12 protein-coding genes and 1 pseudogene are annotated in these 15,307 nt (G+C 60.3%); 2 read left to right on the top strand and 11 right to left on the bottom strand.

What is annotated here, in order from left to right; all coding sequences use genetic code 11:
* Window positions 1-998 precede the first annotated feature (998 nt).
* Both BHD06_RS05350 and BHD06_RS05345 read left to right on the top strand, forming a co-directional pair.
* On the top strand, window positions 999-1,520 hold the full coding sequence (locus tag BHD06_RS05350; protein WP_080455944.1) for a YcnI family protein: 522 nt from the start codon (window positions 999-1,001) through the stop codon (window positions 1,518-1,520).
* A gap of 105 nt (window positions 1,521-1,625) precedes the next feature.
* Entirely contained in the window at window positions 1,626-3,185 is a 1,560-nt protein-coding gene (locus BHD06_RS05345) for a CopD family protein (RefSeq protein WP_080455943.1), read from the top strand.
* Window positions 3,186-3,550: 365 nt separating this feature from the next.
* On the opposite strand, the pseudogene BHD06_RS05340 reads toward BHD06_RS05345, so the two are convergent.
* The 11 genes and pseudogenes from BHD06_RS05340 to nuoG form a co-directional block, all read right to left on the bottom strand.
* Window positions 3,551-4,509: pseudogene (locus BHD06_RS05340) on the bottom strand (IS630 family transposase).
* Window positions 4,510-4,792: 283 nt separating this feature from the next.
* A complete protein-coding gene (gene nuoN, locus BHD06_RS05335) occupies window positions 4,793-6,229 on the bottom strand; it encodes an NADH-quinone oxidoreductase subunit NuoN (RefSeq protein WP_080455942.1) in 1,437 nt (478 codons plus the stop codon).
* Window positions 6,230-6,246: 17 nt separating this feature from the next.
* On the bottom strand, window positions 6,247-7,794 hold the full coding sequence (locus tag BHD06_RS05330) for an NADH-quinone oxidoreductase subunit M (RefSeq protein ID WP_080455941.1): 1,548 nt from the start codon (window positions 7,792-7,794) through the stop codon (window positions 6,247-6,249).
* Complete coding sequence (gene nuoL, locus BHD06_RS05325; RefSeq protein WP_080455940.1) at window positions 7,794-9,866, bottom strand: NADH-quinone oxidoreductase subunit L; 2,073 nt, start codon at window positions 9,864-9,866, stop codon at window positions 7,794-7,796. The genes BHD06_RS05330 and nuoL overlap by 1 nt, the downstream gene beginning before the upstream one ends.
* A gap of 4 nt (window positions 9,867-9,870) precedes the next feature.
* The gene (gene nuoK, locus BHD06_RS05320; protein WP_076446015.1) at window positions 9,871-10,176 is read right to left on the bottom strand and encodes an NADH-quinone oxidoreductase subunit NuoK; all 306 of its coding nucleotides are present in this window, start codon (window positions 10,174-10,176) and stop codon (window positions 9,871-9,873) included.
* 136 nt (window positions 10,177-10,312) lie between these two features.
* On the bottom strand, window positions 10,313-10,921 hold the full coding sequence (locus BHD06_RS05315) for an NADH-quinone oxidoreductase subunit J (RefSeq protein WP_080455939.1): 609 nt from the start codon (window positions 10,919-10,921) through the stop codon (window positions 10,313-10,315).
* Complete coding sequence (locus BHD06_RS05310) at window positions 10,918-11,331, bottom strand: carboxymuconolactone decarboxylase family protein (RefSeq protein WP_080455938.1); 414 nt, start codon at window positions 11,329-11,331, stop codon at window positions 10,918-10,920. Before BHD06_RS05310 ends, BHD06_RS05315 begins: the two co-directional genes overlap by 4 nt.
* Window positions 11,328-11,822, bottom strand: coding sequence for an NADH-quinone oxidoreductase subunit NuoI (gene nuoI / locus BHD06_RS05305; protein ID WP_080455937.1), 495 nt, complete (start codon window positions 11,820-11,822; stop codon window positions 11,328-11,330). Before nuoI ends, BHD06_RS05310 begins: the two co-directional genes overlap by 4 nt.
* Window positions 11,823-11,825: 3 nt before the next feature.
* Window positions 11,826-12,863: an NADH-quinone oxidoreductase subunit NuoH gene (gene nuoH / locus BHD06_RS05300; protein WP_080455936.1), complete on the bottom strand. Its 1,038-nt coding sequence runs from the start codon at window positions 12,861-12,863 to the stop codon at window positions 11,826-11,828.
* Window positions 12,864-12,870: 7 nt separating this feature from the next.
* Window positions 12,871-13,254: a hypothetical protein gene (locus tag BHD06_RS05295; protein WP_080455935.1), complete on the bottom strand. Its 384-nt coding sequence runs from the start codon at window positions 13,252-13,254 to the stop codon at window positions 12,871-12,873.
* A 2-nt stretch (window positions 13,255-13,256) separates the two neighbouring features.
* The gene (gene nuoG, locus BHD06_RS05290; protein ID WP_080455934.1) at window positions 13,257-15,245 is read right to left on the bottom strand and encodes an NADH-quinone oxidoreductase subunit NuoG; all 1,989 of its coding nucleotides are present in this window, start codon (window positions 15,243-15,245) and stop codon (window positions 13,257-13,259) included.
* Window positions 15,246-15,307 lie beyond the last annotated feature (62 nt).

Raw genomic sequence — 15,307 nt, 5'->3', positions numbered from 1 at the left:
GCCGCGATCTCCTGCACGGTCTTGTCACCACGTAGCGCTTCCAACGCCACCTTGGCCTTAAACTGGTCTGTAAAGTTCCGGCGCTTCGCCATTCTCGTATCCCTTCAAAGGTTTGGGATACACCTTAGCCGACTGTCCAGTTTTCTGGGACCACTTCAGTGGCAGCGGAAGACTGTCCATTTCTCCGCCCTGCCAAAAAGGGGGTTACTGGTAGGGCAGCATTGCCCTAATTTGCCGTTCGTACATCACTATCGTTCCTTGATAAGTCACAATTGCATCAGTAATCATTGCCCCGTGGAGGAGACACGGCGTGTCGAACTTAGTCAGAACATCTAGCCGCCGACTGGTGGATTGGGTCGGTAGCGCATCGCGCTTGCCGAGCCACGATGTTGCGCTCCGATGTGTTCTTCTTCTGGCCCTGTTCATGTCGGGCAATGTCCCTCAAGGACTTATGCGGGTTGCCAGTAATGACGGCATGATGCTTGTGCTTTGCACACCCGAAGGCCCTACGGAGGTTTGGTTGACGGATGATGGTCGCGCGTTGGATGAACAACCCGCAGATGATCCCACAGATGGACCGTCGAACTGTATGGCGGTCACACTGTCACTCGTCATGGTGCAGGCGTGGCTGTATACGTTTGCTGGACCGGCCGAATTTACCGCGTTTCTTCCAGACCTTGTCGATTTCCGTCGCGCACGTCAATCCGACAAAGCGCCTCACCAGCCACGCGCTCCACCAGTATTGACCTGATAATTTCACGGGGCACGCAATGCCTGCCGTAACCGACTGAGGACGGGTGCATGGCGGATGTCCGGTTTCCGGGCATGGCACTGTTCCTGACGCCAGTTGGCACGCATCCGTATTCGGTTCGGATCGCCTGTCGCCAGCCTTGCGCCCCCGTATCCTGCCCCAAGTTCGTCTGCCTTTATGGCTACGGAATCGTGCCGGGTGGGCATTCCGGTCGATCCACTAACTTTATGCCCGTTGGAGAAAAACTATGAAAACCATTCTGACCACCCTTGCTGCACTTGCAGTCAGCACATCGGCGGCTTTTGCACATGCAAGCCTTGCCACCCCACATGCCGCACAAGGTTCGACCTATATCGGTGTCGTGAACATCGGCCATGGTTGCGCCGGTGAGGCGACACTGAAAGTTCGGGTACTGATCCCCGAAGGTATGATTGCCGTCAAACCCGTGCCAAAAGCAGGTTGGGCACTCGAAACCGTCACCGGGGCTTATGAGAACAGCTATGACTACTACGGCACCTCCATGACCGAAGGTGTGAAAGAACTGATTTGGACTGGCGAGCTTCTAGACGCTCACTTCGACCAGTTTTCCTTCCGTGGCAAACTGACCGACACATTTGCGGTAGGATCGACTGTCTATTTTCCTGTTGTGCAGGAATGCGCAAATGGAGCCGAACGCTGGATCGAAATCCCCGCCGAAGGTCAGGACCCCCATGAACTCGAAGGTCCGGCTCCGGGTGTGAAAATCACCGAACCGGGTCACAGCCACTAACACGGCTGCATAACAAGGGATCGCCCGATAACGGGCGGCCCCACCTGTCGAATCTGAAAAAGCCCGAACTGAAGAATTCAGGACAAACCAAGAGCGAGAAGACCGATGACACGACCGACAGGCATTCTGCATATGCTGCTATGCACCTTGATTGCGGTTCTGGTATTGGCGTCACCCGCTTTCGCTCATGCCGAGTTCCAAGGCAGCAGCCCGGCAGCCGACGCCTTGCTCGATACCTTGCCCGAGACCGTAAGCCTGCGTTTCAGCGAACCCGTTGGGGTATTGACGATGGAATGGCTTCTGCCGGACGGAACGCGCAGTGCGGCTGAAGCATCGGCCAAGCCCGATGAGCTTTCTATTTCTGCACCTCCCGAAACCGGGCGCGGCACCTATGTGCTGAACTGGCGGGTCGCCTCAGCCGATGGACATCCGGTCGGTGGGGCATTGGTGTTTTCAGTTGGCGAAGTCACAGGCGGGGCCGAACTGGACCTTCCTGCAACTGCTATTCCCTCAATTGCGGCGCGGTATCTGGCGGTTATTAGCATGGTTCTGGCAGTTGGCGGGGCGCTTTACGCCGCTATGATCGCACCATTGCCCCCGGTTGCCGCCCGCCTTGGGCGCACATCCGCTCTGGCCGCACTACCGCTAGCGGGCATCGCTCTCGGCGCATACGGGCTCGATCTTTTGGGGCGCGGTTTTCCTGCCCTTTTGTCGCCTGCCCCTTGGATCGCCGCCGTATCCGCGCCGCGCGGCTGGGGGCTGGTGGCGGGTGCCGTCGCGGCCTTGATCGCGGGCAGTTCCCTAAGGGGGCGCGGCGTGGCGCTGTTTGCACTGGGTCTCGGGACCATGTCGCTTGCTGTGTCTGGTCATGCCAGCGTGGGGCCAGATCGCTGGATCGGTCAGCCGCTGATGGCTTTGCACGCCGCCGCGTTGATCTTCTGGATCGGTGGATTGCCTCCGTTGATTGCTAGCATTTCGAGATCGAACAACTTACGGACACTGCACAGGTTCTCTAACGTGGCGCTTCCCGCTGTGATCGTGCTTGTGGCCTCTGGCGTTGGTCTAATTACCATCCGCGGCGTGGATGTCGCGACCCTGATCGGATCGAACTGGGGCAAACTTCTGGCTTTCAAACTGGTTCTGGTGGCCTGCATGCTTGTGCTTGCCTTGCTGAACAAGACACGTCTGACCCCGGCGCTGACCGCAGCGCCCCTTGCTACGCAAACCAGGTTGCGCCGCAGCATTGGAGCCGAAATTGCACTCGGGATGGTCGTCCTGCTCGTTGCCATGTGCTTCCGGCTAACCCCACCGCCCGGTGCCGAAAGGGCTACTGACCCGATTCACCTGCATCTGCATGGCGCTGAAGTAATGGCAGATGTCACTTTTTCAGACGCGCCTCCTGGTGCGATTAATATAACTATCCACTTCGCGGATGGTGGCGCAGGGCCACTACTGCCCAAAGAAGCCAGCCTTTCCTTCTCAGACATTTTAGCAGGCATTGGCCCAATCAAGATTGATGCGGAATTGACGCCAGAAGGCACTTGGCAGGCGGGGCCGTTGACACTTCCCACTGAAGGGCCATGGGAAATGAAGTTGAGCGTTCTGATCACCGACTTCGTGCAGTCCACTTTAACCGCTACGTTTGCAAAGCCAGAAGATCGCTAAACAAGATGGCGTTCGTAAAGCTCAAAACCCTGATGCGCCGAGCCGCTGGCCGCACATACGATCAGTTGTGGCAGGCCGTCGGCCATGTCTGCAACCGCTTCGCCTAGGAGGAATGCTACAATTTCTTCAAGGCTGCAGGGTATGAAGCCGATTGAACGCAACACACTCTAACATGATGATCGCCGCTTTTTCGAAACTGGCTGATCAAGTTAAGTGAATTTCGACTCTACCTAAACCGGTCATCTCGACAGCGATTGATGCCGCGCCACTCACCCTTCGAATTGGGGCATGAGTGCCGCACAATACAATTTGGCCAGGCTCCAACGGCAATCCGCGCTCGGCAAGATGATTAAAGCAATTCGGTTTTAACTTGCGACATATCCAGCAGCGAGAAAGTAATTCCAACATTCGTCCGGCGTGAACATCCGGCAGATATCGCCGAGCGCGTTGAAGAGATCGGTAAAAGTTCTGGCGCCGAACTTGCGCAGATGGGATTTGAGCTTGGAGAAGGCCATCTCGATGGGATTGAGGTCTGGCGAATATGGCGGCAGGAAGAGGAACCAGCACCCTGCCTGCGTGATTGCCTCTCCCGCCTTGATGTTGCGGTGCGTGGCAAGGTTATCCAGGATGACGACGGTGCCGGATATCAGTTCCGGCACGAGCACCTCTCGGACATAAGCGGCGAACGCGGGCCCGTCCATTGCGCCCTTGATGATCCAGGGCGCGATCAAGGTGTCGAGGGTCAGACCGGCGATGAATGTCTGAGTTCCCCAGTTTCCGAAAGGCGCGTCCATCTCGAGACGCTCTGCGCGCAGCGCGCGGCCACGCAGCCGGGTGAGGTTCGTCTTTACTGAAGTTTCGTCGATGAAAACAAGGCGCTCGGGCTGCCGTCGCATGGCGGGCATGCGTCGCATCAGCCAGTCGTGTCGCGCATGCCTTACCCGTGCGCGGCGCCGCTCGGTGGCCACCAGCGATTCTTTTTATAGGTGAACCCGAGGCGCGACAGGAGCGCGGCAATCGAGGAATGGTGAACCCCGACGCCCTCCGCCGCCATCAGGGCATCACGCATCTCGAAGAGCGTGATATCTGGATCCTGCGCGATCAGTTCCTCGAAAAACGGCCGGTAAGGTGCCAGCTTGCCGCGGCCTCACGGACGGCCTTGAGGCGCAGGATCGGCATGGCCGCGCGTCCGGATCATCTGTGCCCATCTTGCGCCCGTGGCCGGCGAAAGCTTCAGCCGCAACGCCGCTGCTCGTCCACTCAAACCCTCTTCGATATACCGTTGAAACCGCGCCCGGAGCGCCTTCGGCAATGGTGCTGACATGATCCATCCTCCCAAACAGAAGGAATCACAGCCAGAACAGCCGAGGAACCCCCCGATTCAGTTTTTGCCGAAATGCTTTATTCTAGAGTGCAAAACAATAACTCAGAACGAGGTCACAGCGTTGATGAGTTTGTGGATTTTACATTCCGCGCAATAGATAATAATTTGTTCTATATATATTTCTCTTCTTGACAATACTCCCGCCGGAGGCGGTTGCCAAAACCAAAGCGACGCGCCCGGCAGGGGCGCGTCGCTACTGTCTCAGACCGTGACCGACCTCATGTCAATTGACCAGCGTCGCGGCAGCGGCCTGCGCCATGGTCTCAACACCGAACATGTTGATGATGCCCAGAAGCATCACTGCCGCCGAGGCCATCAGGAACGCCCACTGCACCGGCGAACGGCCGGTCTCCAGCCCCTCGCCTTCTTCGCCGAAATACATGTAGAACACGATGCGCAGGTAATAGAACGCTCCGATCACCGATGCGACCACGCCGGCCACAGCGAGCCAGGCAAGCCCACCCTCATAGGCCGCGCGCAGCACGTAAAGCTTGCCGAAAAAGCCCAGAAGCGGCGGCACACCGGCAAGGCTGAACAACAGGATCAGCATCGCAAGCGCCCGCCCCGGCTGCGCCTTGGAATACATGTTCAGCGCACGGACATCCGTCACCGGCTGCCCGTCACGCTCCATCGACAGGATGAAGGCAAAGGTGCCCACGTTCATCGTCACATAGATCGCCATGTAGATCAGCATCGCCTGCACGCCGAACACCGTGCCCGCCGCCAGCCCCATCAGCGCATACCCCATATGCGCAATCGAGGAATAGGCCATCAGCCGCTTGATATCGGTCTGCCCGATCGCCGCCACCGCGCCGAGGAACATCGACAGCACGCTCAGCGCCGCGAGCACCTGTTGCCAATCGCCCACCACTCCGCCGAACGCGTCATGCACCACCCGCGCAAGCAGCGCCATCGCCGCCACCTTGGGCGCTGTGGCGAAAAACGCGGTAATCGGCGTCGGCGCGCCCTCGTAGACATCGGGCGTCCACATGTGGAACGGCACGACGGAAATCTTGAAGGCCAGCCCGGCCAGCACGAAGACCAGCCCCAACAACAGGCCAATCGGCGCCTGCCCCTCTGCCGCGTCGATGATCCCCGAGAACAGCGTCGTGCCGGCATAGCCATAGGTCAGCGACGCGCCGTAGAGCAACAAGCCCGACGACAGCGCGCCCAGCACAAAATACTTCAGCCCCGCCTCGGTCGATTTGGCGCTGTCGCGGCGCAGGGACGCCACGACGTAGAGCGCCAGGGATTGCAGTTCCAACCCCATATAGAGCGCCATCAGGTCGCCCGCGCTGACCATCACCATCATGCCCACGACCGCAAGCGCCACCAAGAGCGGATATTCGAACCGCAGCAGATCCCGGCGCGCCATGTATTCCTGCCCCAGCACCAGCACCGCCCCCGCCGACAGCAGGATCGTCACCTTGGCAAAGCGGGCAAAACCGTCATCGTTGAACATGCCGCCGAATGCCGTGCGCGTGCCACCACCCGACGAGGCCCCGATCCACAGCGCCATGACCGCGAAAAGCGCCGCCGTGAGCCAGACCAGCATCCCCGCCATCTTGTCCTTGCCGGTATAGGCCGCGAACAAGAGCGCCGCGATGGCATAGACGGAAATCACGATCTCCGGCAGGATTACGTTCAGATCAGCCTGCATGTTTCAGGGCCTCCGGTTCAGTGGTCCGCGACGGCAACCTGGCTGCTGGCCTGTGCCACCGCCTGTGCCGTCTCTACGTTGGAAATCAGCGCCTCGACCGAGGGGCCGGTGATATCGGTGACCAGTCGGGGATAGACCCCGAGCAGCAGCGTCATCACCACCAGCGGCGCAAAGACCGCCCGCTCGCGTTTGCTCATGTCGGTGATCGTCTTCAGGCTCTCCTTGATGAGATCCCCAAACACCACCCGACGATAGAGCCAGAGCGCATAGGACGCCGACAGGATCACGCCTGTGGTGGCGACCGCCGCCACCCATGTGTTGACCTGGAACACACCCACCAGCGTCAGGAATTCGCCGATGAACCCGGATGTGCCCGGCAGGCCCACATTGGCCATGGTGAAGAACATGAAAATCAGCGCATAGGCAGGCATCCGGTTCACGAGGCCGCCATAGGCGTCGATCTCACGGGTATGCATCCGGTCATAGATCACGCCGACACAGAGAAAGAGCGCGCCCGAAATAAAGCCGTGGCTGATCATCTGAAAGATCGCCCCATCGAGCCCCTGCTGATTGGCCGCGAAAATCCCCATCGTCACGTAGCCCATATGCGCCACCGACGAATAGGCGATCAGCTTTTTCATGTCGTCCTGCGCCAGTGCGACCAGCGACGTGTAGACAATCGCGATGGCACTCATCCACAGCACCAGCGGGGTCAGCACCTCGGACCCTACCGGGAACATCGGCAGGCTGAACCGCAGGAACCCGTAGCCGCCCATCTTCAGCAGGATCGCGGCCAGCACGACCGAGCCTGCCGTCGGTGCCTGCACGTGGGCATCCGGCAGCCAGGTATGCACCGGCCACATCGGCATTTTCACCGCGAAGCTGGCAAAGAACGCCAGGAACATCAGCGTCTGCATGCCGCCCACGATATGAACACCCAGCAGCGAGAAACTCTCCGAGGCGAATTCATGCCGCAAGAGCGACGGTATGTCGGTGGTGCCCGCATCCGCGAACATCGCCACCATCGCCACCAGCATCAGCACCGAGCCGAGGAAGGTGTAGAGGAAGAATTTGAACGAGGCGTAAATGCGTGCCGCACCGCCCCAGATCCCGATGATCAGGAACATCGGAATGAGCCCGGCCTCGAAGAACAGGTAAAAGAGCACCAGGTCGAGCGCCATGAACACGCCCAGCATCAGCGTCTCGAGAATGAGGAACGCGATCATGTATTCCTTGACGCGGCTTTTCACGTTCCACGACGCCGCGATGGTCAGCGGCATCATGAAAGTGGTGAGCATCACGAAGAGCACGCTGATCCCGTCGACGCCCATCTTGTATTTCAGACCAAGCAGCCACTCACGCTCCTCGACGAACTGAAAGCCGGTATTCGACGGGTCGAAGTCGAAAAGGATGAACAGCGACACAAGGAATGTCAGCGTCGTGGCGATCATCGCCACCCATTTGGCGTTCTTCTGCGCCGCCTCATCCTCGCCGCGCAGAAAGATCGCGAGGATCGCCGCCGCCACTGCCGGAATGAAGGTCACAATGGAAAGCAGGTTGTCCATCAGTTGGCCCCCCCAAAGATCGTCATCCACGTGACCAGCACCGCGATCCCGATCACCATGGCAAAGGCATAGGTAAAGATGTAGCCCGATTGCGCCCGCCCCGCGAGCCGCGTGAGACGCGGGATCAGCCCCATGGCCACACCGTTGATCGAGCCGTCGATCACGTCACCGTCGCCGCGCTTCCACAGCAACTGCCCGAGCGCCTTGGCGGGACGGACGAAAAGGAAATCGTAGATCTCGTCGAAATACCACTTGTTGAGCAGGAAGAGGTAAAGCGGACGGTTGGTCTCGGCCACGCGTTTGGGCATCGCCGGGTCCCAGACATAGAACCACAGCGCCGTGACCAGACCGATCAGCATCGCGACAAATGGCGACAGCTTGACCCATGTCGGCACGTAATGCGCCTCGTGCAGCACGGTATTCCCGGGCGCCATGTAGATCGCCGCCTCGCCGGGCGCGCTCTCCATCACGTAATGCAGTTCCGACGCCTGTGGGCTGCGCTCGGCCACCGCCTCGATCAGTTCCTGCGTCGGCTCGCCATAGCTGCCGCCAAAGAACTTGATCACCTCGTTGGGCTTGCCAAAGAAGCTGCCATACCAGATCGCCCCGGCGAAGACCGCGCCAAGCGCCAGCACGCCAAGCGGCGCAATCATCACCATCGGGCTTTCATGGGCATGCTCATGGGTGTGCTTGTCACCCCGCGCCTCACCAAAGAAGGTGAGCAACATCAGCCGCCAGCTATAAAAGCTGGTAAAGAGCGCCGCGACGACCAGCATCCAGAAAGCATAGCCGCCTGCGCTGCCGACATAGGCGCTCTCGATAACCGCATCCTTCGAGGCGAAACCCGCAAATCCGATCCAGCCGGTGAGCGGAATGCCCACACCCGTGATCGCCAGCGTGCCGATTAGCATGGCATAGAACGTATAGGGCATCTTCTTGCGCAGGCCGCCATAGTTGCGCATGTCCTGCTCGTGATGCATGCCGTGGATCACGCTCCCTGCCCCAAGAAACAGCATCGCCTTGAAGAACGCGTGCGTGAGGAGGTGGAACATCGCCACCGAATAGACCCCCACACCGGCGGCCACGAACATGTAGCCAAGCTGACTACAGGTCGAATAGGCAATGACCCGCTTGATGTCGTTCTGCACCAGCCCCACGGTCGCCGCGAAAAACGCAGTCGAGGCCCCGAGGAACACCACGAAATTCATCGCCTCGGGCGCGTATTCCATCAGCGGCGACATGCGGCAGACAAGGAACACGCCCGCCGTCACCATGGTGGCCGCGTGAATCAGCGCCGACACCGGCGTCGGGCCTTCCATCGCGTCGGGCAACCATGTGTGCAGGAAGAGCTGCGCCGACTTGCCCATCGCGCCCACGAACAGCAGGAAAGCGATCAGGTTGGCCGCGTTCCACTCGGTCCACAGGAAGGTCAACTGCGTCTCGGCCAGTTCCGGTGCGGCGGCGAACACATCGTCAAGCTTGATCGAGTCGACGAGGAAATAGAGCGCCATGATGCCCAAAGCGAAGCCGAAATCGCCCACGCGGTTGACCACGAACGCCTTGATCGCGGCGGCATTGGCGCTCGGCTTGCGATAGTAGAAGCCGATCAGCAGGTATGACGCGACGCCCACGCCCTCCCAGCCGAAGAACATCTGAAGCAGGTTGTCCGAGGTCACCAGCATCAGCATCGAGAAGGTGAAGAACGACAGATATGCGAAAAAGCGTGGCCGGTAGCTCTCGTTGTCACGGAAGTTTTCGTCATGCGCCATGTAGCCCATGGAATAGAGATGCACGAGCGCCGAGACGGTGGTGATCACGATCAGCATGATCGCCGTCAGCCGGTCCATCCGAATGGCCCATGCGGTATCGAGCGTGCCCGATTGCACCCAGTCGAGGATATGGATCTGCTCGGTCACGCCGTCATGGCCGAGGAACAGGATCCAGCTCAGCAGCGCCGAGAGAAACAGCAACCCGGTCGTGACCCATTGCGCGCCCTGATCGCCAATGATGCGCCAGCCGAAACCCGCGATGATCGCCCCGATGAGAGGCGCGAAGAGAAGGATGGTTTCCATGGCTTCAGCCTTTCATCACGTTGACGTCTTCAACGGCAATAGTCCCGCGATTGCGGAAGAAACAGACGAGGATCGCAAGGCCGATGGCGGCCTCGGCGGCGGCAACGGTCAGCACGAAAAGCGTGAACACCTGCCCCACCAGATCACCCAGAAAAGAAGAGAAGGCGACGAGGTTGATATTGACCGCTAGCAGCATCAACTCGATCGACATCAGCAGGATGATCACGTTCTTGCGGTTCAGAAACAGGCCAAAGATGCCTATCACGAACAAGGCCGCCGCCACCGTGAGATAATGTTCAAGTCCGATCATGTCTGTCCCTCCGGGCCGTACCCGATTGTCGTCTTTTGCGCGTCGCTCCGGCTTGATCCGGAGCCTCTTTCCTCATGTCATCCCGGGCCTGATCCGGGATCTCGCCGCCGGTCGATACCGGGGCGGAACCGAGCTTTTACAGCCCCTGCCCCGGTCGCACGTCCTTCAACTCCATCGCCTTGGCGGGGTCGCGATACATCTGCGCCAGCACGTCCTGCCGCTTGACATCCGTGCGGTGCCGCAGGGTCAGGACAATCGCCCCGATCATCGCCACAAGCAGGATCAGCCCCGAGAGATGAAACAGGATGAAATAGGTGTCATAGAGCAACATCCCCAGGGCGGCGGTATTCTCCATCCCCTCGGGCGTCACCGAGCGGCGCGCGGCCTCGGCCCCGTCGGCCATGGTCCAATTGCCAAAGGCAAGCCCGAACTGCATCAAGAGGATCACCCCGATCAGCAACGCCAATGGCATGTATTTCGCCATCTCCGCCTTCAACTCGGCGAAATCCACATCGAGCATCATCACCACGAACAAAAACAGCACCGCGACCGCGCCCACATAGACGATGATCAGCAGCATCGCGACGAACTCCGCGCCGAGCAGAACAAAGAGCCCCGCCGCGCTGATGAAGGACAGGATCAGCCAGAGCACCGAATGCACCGGATTGCGGCTGATCACGGTGAACAGCCCCCCGGTCAGCAGCGCCACGGCAAAGAGGTAAAAGGACATCGCCGCAATCGTCATTTCTGTGATCCTTTCTCGTCTTCGCCATCCATCACCTCGCGCGCGAAATCCATCGCACGGGTCATCGAGGGGACACCGGCAAACATCGCCATCTGCGCGATGGTCTCGGCAATCTCATCCTTGGTCGCGCCCGCTTCGAGCGCATGGCGCACGGTCATGCGGATCTGCGTATCGCTCTGCGCGCCCAGCATCGTCAACCCCGCAAGCGTGATCAACAGCCGCGTCTTGGCATCCAGCCCCTCCTTGTTGATGCCCTTGCCAAAGCTCATTTCCATGAACTCCTTGGGCATCGTCGGCCAGAGCGCCTCGAACCCCTTGGGCGAAAAGCTCTCAAGCGCGGGATTCATCGCCTTGGCCATTTCCTGTGCCTGACGCATCATCATCTCGAAGGGGTTGGTTGGATCGCTCATCTGTAGGGTGCATCCAGTTCGAGGTTATGGGCGATCTCCGCCTCCCACCGATCTCCATTCGCCAGCAACTTGGCCTTGTCATAGAACAGCTCTTCGCGGGTCTCGGTGGCAAACTCGAAATTCGGCCCCTCGACGATGGCATCGACCGGGCAGGCCTCCTGGCAGAAGCCGCAATAGATACATTTCGTCATGTCGATGTCATAGCGCGTGGTCCGCCGACTGCCGTCATCGCGCGGCTCGGCGTCGATGGTGATCGCCTGCGCCGGGCAGATCGCCTCACACAGCTTGCAGGCAATGCAGCGTTCCTCGCCATTGGGATAGCGGCGCAGCGCATGCTCGCCGCGAAACCGCGGGGAAAGCGGGCCTTTTTCATGCGGATAGTTCAGCGTCGCCTTGGGCGCGAAAAAGTATTTCAGCCCCAGCTTGAACCCCTTGAAGACATCGGTCAGCAGGAAATACCCCGCCGCGCGTCCGTAATCGATCTGCGTCATGGGTCAGCCTCCAATCGCCCAACGGGCCCAGAACCCGCCGAACACTTCGAATTTCGCAAGGAACGCCACGATTACGACCCAGCCGATTGACAAGGGCAGGAACACTTTCCAGCCGATGCGCATCAATTGGTCGTAGCGATAGCGCGGGGTGATCGCCTTGACCATGGCGAAGATGAAGAAGAAGAACGCCATCTTGCCGACCATCCAGACCACGCCATCGGGCAGGCCCGGAATGGGCGACAGCCAGCCGCCGAAGAACAGCAGCGACGTGAGCGCGCACATCAGGAAGATGGCGATATACTCGCCAGCCATAAAGAGCAGGAAGGGCGTCGAGGAATATTCCACCTGATAGCCCGCCACCAGTTCCGATTCGGCCTCGGGCAGATCGAAGGGCGGGCGGTTGGTCTCGGCGAGCGCCGAGATGAAGAACAAAAACACCATCGGCAGATGCGGCAGCCAGTACCAGCCGAAAAACCCGTATGCCGTATCCTGCGCCGCCACGATGGCCCCGAAATTCAGCGACCCGGTGGAGATGATCACCCCGATGATGATCAGACCGATTGAGACCTCATAAGAGATCATCTGCGCGGCAGAGCGGAGCGACCCCAGGAACGGATATTTTGAGTTCGACGCCCAGCCCCCCATGATCACGCCGTAAACCTCCAACGAGGATACGGCAAAGACAAAGAGCACGGCCACGTTGATATCCGACAGCACCCAGCCTTCGTTGAGCGGAATCACCGCCCAGGCCAGTATCGCCAGCACGAAGCTTGTCATCGGGGCGAGCATGAACACAGCCTTGTCGGCCCCCGCCGGCACGACGATTTCCTTGACCACGTATTTCAAGGCGTCCGCGACAGACTGCAACAGGCCCCAGACACCCACGACATTGGGGCCGCGCCGCATCTGCACAGCGGCCCAGACCTTGCGGTCGCCGTAAACGAGGAACAGCAACGAGACCATTACAAAGCCCACCACCGCAAGGCATTGCGCCACGATGATCACCAAGGTCCCGAGCGGGGTCGTCAAGAATTCAGCCATCAGGTCCTCACACCATCGGTATTCCGTTTTCCGCGCAATTCGCGGCCGTGACTTCGGCGTCGATCGTCTTCAGGCCACGGGGCAGCGCCGCCGAGACCGTATAAACCGCATCGCCCTGCCAGATGCCACCCTCTTCGCTTATATTCGTGCGCAAGTGACGCGCAAAACCGTAGCCCCGGATCAGCGTGTACTGCGCGGCGGCGCATTCGGCGTAGCGGTCCACGTCCTCGGCATCCCGGGCACCGCGCATGGCGACGTGGAAATTCACCAGATCCCCATCCAGCAACACCGTCTCGATACCCTGATACTCGGGTTGAAAAGCGGGCTCCGCCATAGGCTCGGCACAGCCCGCGAGCGCGAGCGTCAGAGGGGTGATGATCGCAGCGGCCATCTTCACTCTGCCGCCATCGGCTGATTGGCGCGGGCCTTGGCGTTGGCGCTCAGTTCCGCCATCAATTCGCTTGACCGCGCGATCGGGTTGGTCAGGTAGAAATCCCTGATCGCCAGACGGAAATCGGCCTTTCCCAGCTTTGCCTTGGACAGCGGCTGCCACTCGTTCTCCGGCACTTGGTCGATCTTTTTGAGATGCGGCACGTCCTTGACCAGCGCCTGACGCAGCTGCGCCATGCTGTCATAGGGCAGTGTCGCGCCCAACTCACCCGACAGCGCGCGCAGGATTGCCCAGTTCTCCTTGGCTTCGCCCGGCGCAAAGCCTGCACGCAGCGCCAACTGCGGGCGGCCTTCGGTATTGACGAAAAGCCCCTGCTCTTCGGTATAAGCAGCCCCCGGCAGGATCACATCGGCGCGGTGCGCGCCCCGGTCGCCGTGGCTGCCTTGGTAGATCACGAACGGGCCTTCGGCGATCTCAACCTCGTCGGCACCAAGGTTATAGATCACGTCCGCGCCGTCGATGGCAGCCTCCAGACCGCCCTCGGTCACGGCCCCCACATCCAGCGCCCCCACACGCGCGGCGGCGGTGTGCAGCACCAGCATCCGACCGGTCAACGCCTGAGCGGCGGCGAGCACCGCCTCACCATCGGCCTCTTGCAGGGCACCCTGCCCTACGATCACGATGGCATCTTCGGGAACCTTCAAGCCGTCCAACGCGGCTCGATCCGTGCCTGCATGGGTGTAGTCATAAGTCAGATCCACCTTCGGGCCCACCACCGTGACATCCGCCCCGTTGATCCAGGCCTTGCGGATACGCGCATTCAGCACCGGCGCCTCAACGCTCGGATCGGTGCCGATCAGGATGAAGTTCTTTGCCGTATCAAGCTCTTCGACGGCGATATTGCCAACATAGGCGCTGCGGTTGCCCGCGGGTAGCCGGGCCTTGTCGGTGCGGCACTCGACCGTGCCGCCCTGCCCGTCGATCAGACCTTTCAAGGCATAAACCGCCTCAACCGGGGCCAGATCACCGACCAGACCAGTCAGCTTTTTCGCGCCCTTGATCGCCTCGGCAACCTTGCCCAGAGCCTCACCCCACGTGGCCGCCCGCAGCTTGCCGTTCTCGCGGATATAGGGCCGGTCCAGACGCTGACGGCGCAGCCCATCCCAGACAAAGCGCGTCTTGTCGGAAATCCATTCCTCGTTGGTGCCGTCGTGGTTGCGCGGCAGGATGCGCATCACTTCGCGACCCTTGCAATCAACGCGGATGGACGACCCAAGCGCATCCATCACGTCGATGGTCTCGGTCTTGGTCAATTCCCACGGGCGGGCGGTAAAGGCATAGGGTTTCGAAACAAGTGCGCCCACCGGGCACAGGTCGATGATGTTGCCCTGCAGGTTGCTGTCGATGATCTCGCCCAGATAGGTGGTGATCTCGGCATCCTCGCCGCGCCCAGTCTGCCCCATCACGTGCACGCCTGCCACCTCGGTGGTAAAGCGCACGCAGCGGGTGCAGGAAATACAGCGCGTCATGTGCGTCTCCACCAGCGGTCCGAGATCAAGATCCTCGGTCGCACGCTTGGGCTCGCGGTAGCGGCTGAAATCCACGCCATAGGCCATCGCCTGATCCTGCAGATCGCATTCCCCGCCCTGATCGCAGATCGGGCAATCCAGCGGGTGGTTGATGAGCAGGAACTCCATCACCCCCTCGCGCGCCTTCTTGACCATCGGCGAGTTGGTCTTGACCATCGGCGGCTGCCCCTCGGGCCCGGGCCGCAGGTCCTTGACCTGCATCGCGCAGCTTGCCGCCGGTTTCGGCGGGCCGCCCACGACCTCGACCAGACACATCCGGCAGTTACCCGCGATCGACAGCCGCTCATGATAGCAGAATCGCGGAATCTCGACGCCGGCCACTTCGCAGGCCTGAATGAGGGTCATCGCGCCCTCGACCTCGATCTCCTGATCGTCGATGATGATCTTGCGTAGGTCAGACATTACTACTTACCTTGCTCTCTGACATGGGCCGCCCGGCCCATATTGATGCATTTGCGCGGCTT

This window comes from Roseovarius sp. A-2 (genome assembly GCF_002072155.1).
Lineage (GTDB): Bacteria > Pseudomonadota > Alphaproteobacteria > Rhodobacterales > Rhodobacteraceae > Roseovarius.
The sequence above is the reverse complement of the archived record's forward strand: the minus strand, read 5'-3'. Positions and strand labels throughout refer to the sequence as shown.

Bases quoted from the DNA above. Each gene is read 5' to 3' on its own strand.
- BHD06_RS05295 (WP_080455935.1), bottom strand. From the start codon at position 13,254: ATGGCCGCTGCGATCATCACCCCTCTGACGCTCGCGCTCGCGGGCTGT.
- nuoH (WP_080455936.1), bottom strand. From the start codon at position 12,863: ATGGCTGAATTCTTGACGACCCCGCTCGGGACCTTGGTGATCATCGTG.
- nuoL (WP_080455940.1), bottom strand. From the start codon at position 9,866: ATGGAAACCATCCTTCTCTTCGCGCCTCTCATCGGGGCGATCATCGCG.
- BHD06_RS05315 (WP_080455939.1), bottom strand. From the start codon at position 10,921: ATGACGATTGCGGCGATGTCCTTTTACCTCTTTGCCGTGGCGCTGCTG.
- nuoI (WP_080455937.1), bottom strand. From the start codon at position 11,822: ATGACGCAGATCGATTACGGACGCGCGGCGGGGTATTTCCTGCTGACC.
- BHD06_RS05350 (WP_080455944.1), top strand. From the start codon at position 999: ATGAAAACCATTCTGACCACCCTTGCTGCACTTGCAGTCAGCACATCG.
- BHD06_RS05310 (WP_080455938.1), bottom strand. From the start codon at position 11,331: ATGAGCGATCCAACCAACCCCTTCGAGATGATGATGCGTCAGGCACAG.
- nuoG (WP_080455934.1), bottom strand. From the start codon at position 15,245: ATGTCTGACCTACGCAAGATCATCATCGACGATCAGGAGATCGAGGTC.
- BHD06_RS05345 (WP_080455943.1), top strand. From the start codon at position 1,626: ATGACACGACCGACAGGCATTCTGCATATGCTGCTATGCACCTTGATT.
- nuoK (WP_076446015.1), bottom strand. From the start codon at position 10,176: ATGATCGGACTTGAACATTATCTCACGGTGGCGGCGGCCTTGTTCGTG.
- nuoN (WP_080455942.1), bottom strand. From the start codon at position 6,229: ATGCAGGCTGATCTGAACGTAATCCTGCCGGAGATCGTGATTTCCGTC.
- BHD06_RS05330 (WP_080455941.1), bottom strand. From the start codon at position 7,794: ATGGACAACCTGCTTTCCATTGTGACCTTCATTCCGGCAGTGGCGGCG.